The organism is Kiloniellales bacterium (assembly GCA_030064845.1).
GTDB lineage: Bacteria > Pseudomonadota > Alphaproteobacteria > Kiloniellales > JAKSDN01 > JASJEC01.
On the sequence record JASJEC010000122.1, the window covers coordinates 1 to 6,548 of the forward strand.

Below are 6,548 nucleotides of genomic sequence, written 5' to 3' on the forward strand. Positions count from 1 at the left end.
CGGGCCAGACGCTGCTCGCCGATCGGGCCTACGATTCGAACGCCCTACGCCAAGCCCTGCAAAAGCGCGGCGCCTGGGCCTGCATCAAAGCGATGCCTGGCCGCCTGGAGCCGCCCGCCTTCAGCCCCTTCCTCTATCGCTACCGCAACCTCGTCGAGCGCTTCTTCAACAAACTCAAGCACTTCAGGGCCATAGCGACGCGCTTCGAAAAGCACCCCGAAAACTACCTCGCACTCGTCAAGCTCGCGGCAACAAGAATCTGGCTTCGTAATTATGAGTCGGTGTCCCAGAGCAGATTGCGTTTGATTGAATCGTTAGGGGATTCCCCTTTGGGATGAAATGTGATTCAAGCTTTGTGCTGGATATGGAGGCCAGCATGCATGAGCCGAGCCTATTCCACTGATCTTCGTGAGCGCGTTGTTGGAGCGGTTGCGTCTGGCGCGAGCTGCCGTCGGGCGGCCGATCAATAGACGAGACCTGGATCCGGACCAACATGGCGCCGCTTCACGGTTGGGGAGCGAAAGGCAAGCGCCTGCGTGGCCTGGCGCCGCGGGGACGCTGGCACACCCTGACCTTCCTTGGAGCCTTGCGCTGTGACCGCTTCACCGCGCCTTGCGTGTTCGACGGCCCGATCAATGGCGACTGCTTCCGTGCCTACGTCGAGCAGGCCCTTGTGCCGGTCTTGAAGCCCGGTGACATCGTCGTCATGGATAACCTCGGCAGCCATAAGTCCAAGGCCGTCCGCGAGGCCATCAGGGCCGTCGGCGCAAAGCTCTGGTTCCTGCCCAAATACTCGCCAGACCTCAATCCGAACGAGCAGACCTTCGCCAAGATCAAGCACTGGATGCGACTGGCCCAAAAGCGAAGCCCAGACGATATCTCACTCCAACTCGGAGACCTCGTCGACACCATAAAATCCGACGAGTGCGCCAGATACTTCCTAAACGCTGGATATGCTCCCGTCTAAACAGCTACCGCGTCCGACCCACGCCAATGCTACGAGATTTGCCTGTTCATCCTCGTTCAGTGCGGCAATGAACTCGGCCACTTCGCCTCGTGTCGCATCACTTGTTCGGTCCTCGAGGATTGCATCGCCACTGTCGTCGATATCGATCGCCGAAGAGGGCTCGTCCCAAATCGCCACCTTTGCGTCGAACTCCCTCGACTTGACAATCACATGTGCCACTTTTTCCGGTGAAATCACGAGCATGACGGCGCCATATCGCTCCAATCTTGTTCCGACAGCTGAATCGTAGCGACGAGCGAGGTCGAACCCTTTGAAAGGCCGTGAACGAGCAGATCGACCGGGTCAATGGATCGCCTCTGGCGATTCCATGTGAACCGGACCTGCTTTGGAAGGTCGGAGTCGCCTAAGCTCGTTGTCGGAGGCAAAGCGGCCCAAACCCAGGCCGCGCAGGTCCGTACTCGAGGGGTGCGGCCATCGGACCTGACCCGGTTCGAGAGTCGGAGGACCGCCCAAGCCGCGAGCGCCTCGGCGGCCTCTCAAGATGCCTGGACCTCCCGCATGAGCGCGTAGTCGTCCCGCCGTAAATCCACGATAAGAGCTTCGACCTCGCTGTCCGACGCGCCATTGCCCCGCAGGACGGCCGTGCCCAGCTGGAGAATTCCCTCGGCTGCCTCGGGAACGGCGTGACTGACCCCGCTCGACATCAATGCCGTTTCGACATTGAAATCCTTCGCCCGGGCGTAGATCGCAGCCGAAGGGCAGAGGACGCGCACGTTGCTGATCACCCGCTCTGCTTGATGAACGTCTTCTACCGTCACAACGACCGCGCTGGCATCGGATAGGCCGGCCGCCTTGGAGATCTCGGGGTTGGTCATGTCGCCGAAATGGACGTGGTACCCCCGCTTCTGGCCGAGGGCGACAGCGTTCGCGTCAATGTCGAAGGCGAGAAAAGGAATGTCCTTCTTTTCCAACATCAAGGCGATGGACCGGCCGCCGCGACCATAGCCGGCCAGCACGACATGGCGCTTAAAGCCTTGGCCGACGCCTTCCTCGGCAGCCATGTCAGCGGACGCAGCACCGAAGCGCCCCGCCAGGAAGTCTCCCGCCTTCGCCATCAAGGGAGTCGCGATCATGGTCATGGTCACGAGCATCAGGGCCAGACCGAACTCGCCTTCGGAAAGAACGCCGCCGGCCAACGCGGCCCCGAAAAGCACAAACCCGAACTCCCCGCACTGGCCCATAAGGAAGGACGTTCGAATGGCTGCCGCGCGGCCGAGGCCGAAGCTGAGGGCCAGAATCAATAGGGTCGCCACTTTCAGGGCCATCAACGCCGTGACGCCTTTGGCAACTTCGGCCCACTGGTCAACCAGCAGCTGAAGGTCGATCGACATCCCGACGGCAATGAAGAACAAGCCGATCAACACGCCCTTGAAGGGTTCGACCGAGGCCTCGATCTGGTGCCGGTACTCGGATGCCGAGAACATCATGCCCATGATGAACGCGCCCAGCGCCATGGACACGCCGACCAGCTCCATGACATAGGCCGCGCCCAGTGCCGACAGCAGCGCGAACATCACGAAGGCTTCCTGGTTGCGGGTCTTGGCCGCTCCGGCCAAGGCGATCGGGATCAGATATCGGCCGACCAGCAGCACCCCGGCGACCGCGCCAACAACCACGATGGCCTCGAGCCAGAGCGGCTGTCCCGAGGCCAGGGCCGGGCCTGCCGACAACAGCGGCACCAGCGCCAGCAAGGGAACGATTGCGATGTCCTGCATGATCAGAATGGCAAAGGATGCTTCACCGTGTTTTGTGGCCATCTCGCCCCGCTCGCCCAACAACTGCATGACGAAGGCGGTGGACGACAGCGCAAAGCCAAGCCCAAGAATGAGTGCAGCCTGCCACCTGACATCGAGCATCAAGACGTATCCGCCGATGATGACGCCGGTCAGAAGCACCTGCATCGAGCCGAGACCGAAAACCCATCGCCTCATCGACCAAAGCTTCTTCGGCTGCATTTCCAATCCAATGATGAAAAGGAAAAGCACGACTCCGAGCTCGGTGAAGTGACGCAGCCCTTCGACGTCCTCGGTGATGCCATATCCCGACGGCCCGAGGATGACCCCCGCCGCCAGGAAGCCCAGAACCGAACCCAGTCCAAGTCGTTTGAAAAGCGAGACGAAGATCGCCGTCGCAGCGAGCAGAATCACGGTGGCGAGAAGGAATTCATCAAGGTGCATCGTTCAGTCCTGCCTCTTCCTGCGGTTGTGCCAACGTTCGAACGACAGCGAAGCTCGAGGCGCCTGGACGCTTGCAAAGCGACAAGATCCCGAGCTGATTGATTCTGCCTTGAAAGACCAATCCCCCACTTTTCGCGCGACCCGCCCCAGCGCGACCCCGGCCATTTAAGCCTCCCGGCTACCGGGAATAAAGCGTTGATCGGCCGGGCGCTGCCCGGAGCGGATGATGCTTCGATGGCACGCCTTGTCGTGCCCACTTAGAGGGATTCCCCGGTGCATCATGAGGCTTGAGCAAATTCGCCGGGTCGATGCATCACCGAAGGCGATTCCCTCCGACCCGAATCCGCTCCAGCCGAGATGTTCGACGCAACGGGACGGACTCCGGTTCGTGTCTTGTAAGAATTGCCCGCTGGTCAGAGCTCCGCAGCAAGCCGCGTGACTTCTCGGCGGAAGGGCAGGTCATCGCCGATGTCGGCTTCGTCCAGTTCCCGCGCGAAGCGGTGGCCCGCGTAGGTCGCCCACGCAATGGGTCCGGGTGCTTCCGCATCGCCAATGACCTTGATCGATCGGATGCCATGCTCCAGCCATTCGGCCCGGCGCGTCTTCAGAGCCCGCCAAACCCGGTCTATGGGCTCACGGCAAGTGACCAGCACCACGGAATCCGCTTCGATCTCGCTGCGCCGGCCAGAATAGACGCAGCGTGTGCGCACGCCGCCCGGCAGCAGTTCTTCGACGCCGCGGTTGAGCAGAATGTCCACGCCCTTCTCGACCAGCCTCTTGTGGATCTCGGCCTGCTCCAGCGTGTTCTGCGACCATTCCGAGACGTAGGCCGCGGGTGTCACCAGCGTGACCGAGGCGCCGTGCTGGACCAGAAGCTCCGCGAGCACGCCCCCCATGTAGTAGTGGTCGTCGTCGAACAGCACAACGCGCCCCGAAGGCACGCGCCCTTCCATCAGATCGTCGGGGGTGTAGACCCCGACCCCGGACGCAATAGGCATCGGCACCACGTGATGGCGCGCCACACCGTCGCGGCGCCAGCGCGACCCGGTGGCAATCGCGACCTGCTCAAAGCCGAATTCGAGGATCTCGTCGGTGCCCAGTTCGCTGTCGAAGTAGATCTCCACGTTGTGCATCTGGCTGAGCTGGTACTGGCGGTAGTCCTGGACCCGCCCCCACTTGGACAGGCCGGGCAGTTTGGCCTCGCGCAGGACGCGGCCGCCGATCTCGGTGCCCGCCTCGGCCAGCGCCACCTGATAGCCGCGCAGGCCGAGGGCACGGGCCGCCTCCATGCCGGCGGGACCCGCGCCGACCACCAGCACGGTCTCGGAGGCGCCCTTGGGGTTCATGCGCTCCGGGTGCCAGCCCTTGCGCCATTCCTCCATGAAGGTCGGGTTCTGGGTGCAGCGCGAGATCGACATGGTCATGTCGCCGGTTATGCAGATGTTGCAGCCGATGCACTCGCGGACGTCCTCGATCCGGCCTTCCTCGACCTTCTTCGGCAGGAAGGGATCGGCGATCGAGGGGCGCGCGCAGCCGATCAGGTCGAGCACGCCGGACTTGATCTGCTTGACCATCATGTCCGGCGAGGTAAAGCGCCCGACCCCGACGACGGGCTTGTCGGTCAGCTCGCGGATGCCGCGCACCAGGGCTTCCTGGGCGGCCTCCTCCTTGAAGCGCGAGGGGCCCGAGCACTCCTCCCACGTGCCGTGGGCCAGGTCCCAGAGATCGGGCAGGTCGCGGTGCATCTCGATGAAGTCGCGCAGCTCGGCGTTGGAGAAGCCGAGGTCCCCGATGGTCTCGTCCAGCGAGACCCGCAGGGTGAGCCCCATGGTGTCGCCCACCGCGTCGCGCAGGTCGGCGACGCATTCCCGGGCGAAGCGCGCCCGGTTCTCGAGGCTGCCGCCGTACTCGTCGTCGCGCTGGTTGGTGGCGCGCGAGAGGAAGTGCTGGAAGATCCCGAAGCCGTGGGCGCCGTAGAGGCAGATCAGATCGAAGCCGGCGGTTCGCGACCGTTTGGCCGCGTTCACGAACCAGCGGCGGAGATCGCGGATGTCCTCCTTGTCCATGGCGCGGGCGTGGACGGGATCGTTGGTGAAGGTTCGGATCGGCAGCGCCGTCGGCGCCAGCGGCACCTCGCGGGTGTAAAGGTTCGGGCCGTTGATCCCCGAATAGGCCAGCTGGATGCCCGCCAGCGCCCCGTGCTCCTTCATCTTCTCGGCCATGCGGGCGATCCCGGGTATGTCCTGGTCCTCCCAGAGTCGGAGCTCGATGAAGGGCGTGATCTCGGAAGTGTGGTGCATCTCGCACTGCTCGGTGAAGACCACGCCCCAGCCGCCCTCGGCCTTGACCTTGCGCATCTCCGCGGCCGCGGAAGGGTCGCGGTAGCCGCCGCCGTTGCAGTGCGGCACCTGGTAGAAACGGTTCTTCGCCGTGACCGGTCCGATCTTCACCGGCTCGAACAGGATGTCGTAACGGGGGTCGCGAGACACGGGACGTCCTTTCGCTTTTCCGGGTTCAGCGCTGCGGCGGTAAGGTCGAGCGCCCGTCTCCGCGCTTCTCGATCACGCGAAGGTCTTCGAGGGTGCTGGTGAGGGTGGGGTGCTCGAAAGCGCCCGGTTCCGGGAGATCGGCGATCAGCAGCGCGGTCTCGACGCCGGCACGGGCGATCGGCTCGCCGTCGGGGCCGGCGATCACACTGCGGCCGACATAGGCAAGGTCGCCTTCGACCCCGGAGTAATTGCAGTAGGCCAGGGTCACGCCGTGGTCCAGCGCGCGCGCCGCGATGGTGATGCGGTTCACGTTGTCGAAGGGCGGCATGTTCGCCGTCGGCACCAGAACGAGGTCGGCGCCTTGGCGGGCGATCGCCCTCAGATGCTCGGGAAACTCGATGTCGTAGCAGATCAGAAGGCCGACGCGGCGGTTCCGGAAGGGGAAGACCACGTAGGCGTCGCCCGGCGCGTAGAGAGCCTTCTCGCGCTCGCCGAAGAGCTGCAGCTTGCGGTAGCTGGCCAAGAGCGCGCCGTCCGAGCCGAGGACGACGGCGCTGTTGTAGACGACGCCGTCGGCCTTCTCGGCCATGCCGATGACGAGCGCGACGCCGGCGTCCCGCGCCGCCGCCCCGAGGCGCCGGATCCAGGCGCCGTCCAGCGGCTGAGCCTCCGGTTCCGGCACGTTGTATCCCGGCAGGAAGATCTCCGGGAACACCGCTATGTCCGCGCGCATCGCCGAGGCGGCGGAGAGCGCTCTCTCCACCGCCTCGAAGGCTGCCGCGACGTCCCCGGCGGGCGACGGTCCCTGGTAGAGCGCCAGACGCATTACTTCTTCAGGCGCGTCCAGATCTGGTC

5 protein-coding genes and 1 pseudogene are annotated in these 6,548 nt (G+C 64.1%); 2 read left to right on the forward strand and 4 right to left on the reverse strand.

Annotated features, from left to right (window positions below; genetic code table 11):
* Together QNJ67_23625 and QNJ67_23630 are read left to right on the forward strand one after the other, a co-directional pair.
* A partial coding sequence (locus QNJ67_23625) for a transposase (GenBank protein MDJ0611983.1) occupies positions 1-338 on the forward strand: 338 nt, incomplete at its 5' end.
* Positions 339-466: 128 nt separating this feature from the next.
* Positions 467-967: pseudogene (locus tag QNJ67_23630) on the forward strand (IS630 family transposase).
* Here QNJ67_23630 and QNJ67_23635 read toward each other — a convergent pair.
* The 4 genes from QNJ67_23635 to QNJ67_23650 form a co-directional block, all read right to left on the reverse strand.
* Entirely contained in the window at positions 941-1,210 is a 270-nt protein-coding gene (locus QNJ67_23635) for a DUF3775 domain-containing protein (GenBank protein ID MDJ0611984.1), read from the reverse strand. The pseudogene QNJ67_23630 and the gene QNJ67_23635 sit on opposite strands and share 27 nt — an antisense overlap.
* 293 nt (positions 1,211-1,503) lie before the next feature.
* A complete protein-coding gene (locus QNJ67_23640; protein ID MDJ0611985.1) occupies positions 1,504-3,204 on the reverse strand; it encodes a monovalent cation:proton antiporter-2 (CPA2) family protein in 1,701 nt (566 codons plus the stop codon).
* Between the two features lie 413 nt (positions 3,205-3,617).
* The gene (locus QNJ67_23645) at positions 3,618-5,693 is read right to left on the reverse strand and encodes an FAD-dependent oxidoreductase (GenBank protein MDJ0611986.1); all 2,076 of its coding nucleotides are present in this window, start codon (positions 5,691-5,693) and stop codon (positions 3,618-3,620) included.
* Positions 5,694-5,718: 25 nt separating this feature from the next.
* On the reverse strand, positions 5,719-6,548 hold an 830-nt coding region (locus tag QNJ67_23650), incomplete at its 5' end, for a carbon-nitrogen hydrolase family protein (GenBank protein ID MDJ0611987.1).

Coding starts and splice junctions, on each gene's coding strand:
- QNJ67_23635 (MDJ0611984.1), bottom strand. CDS start 1,210: ATGCTCGTGATTTCACCGGAAAAAGTGGCACATGTGATTGTCAAGTCG.
- QNJ67_23640 (MDJ0611985.1), bottom strand. CDS start 3,204: ATGCACCTTGATGAATTCCTTCTCGCCACCGTGATTCTGCTCGCTGCG.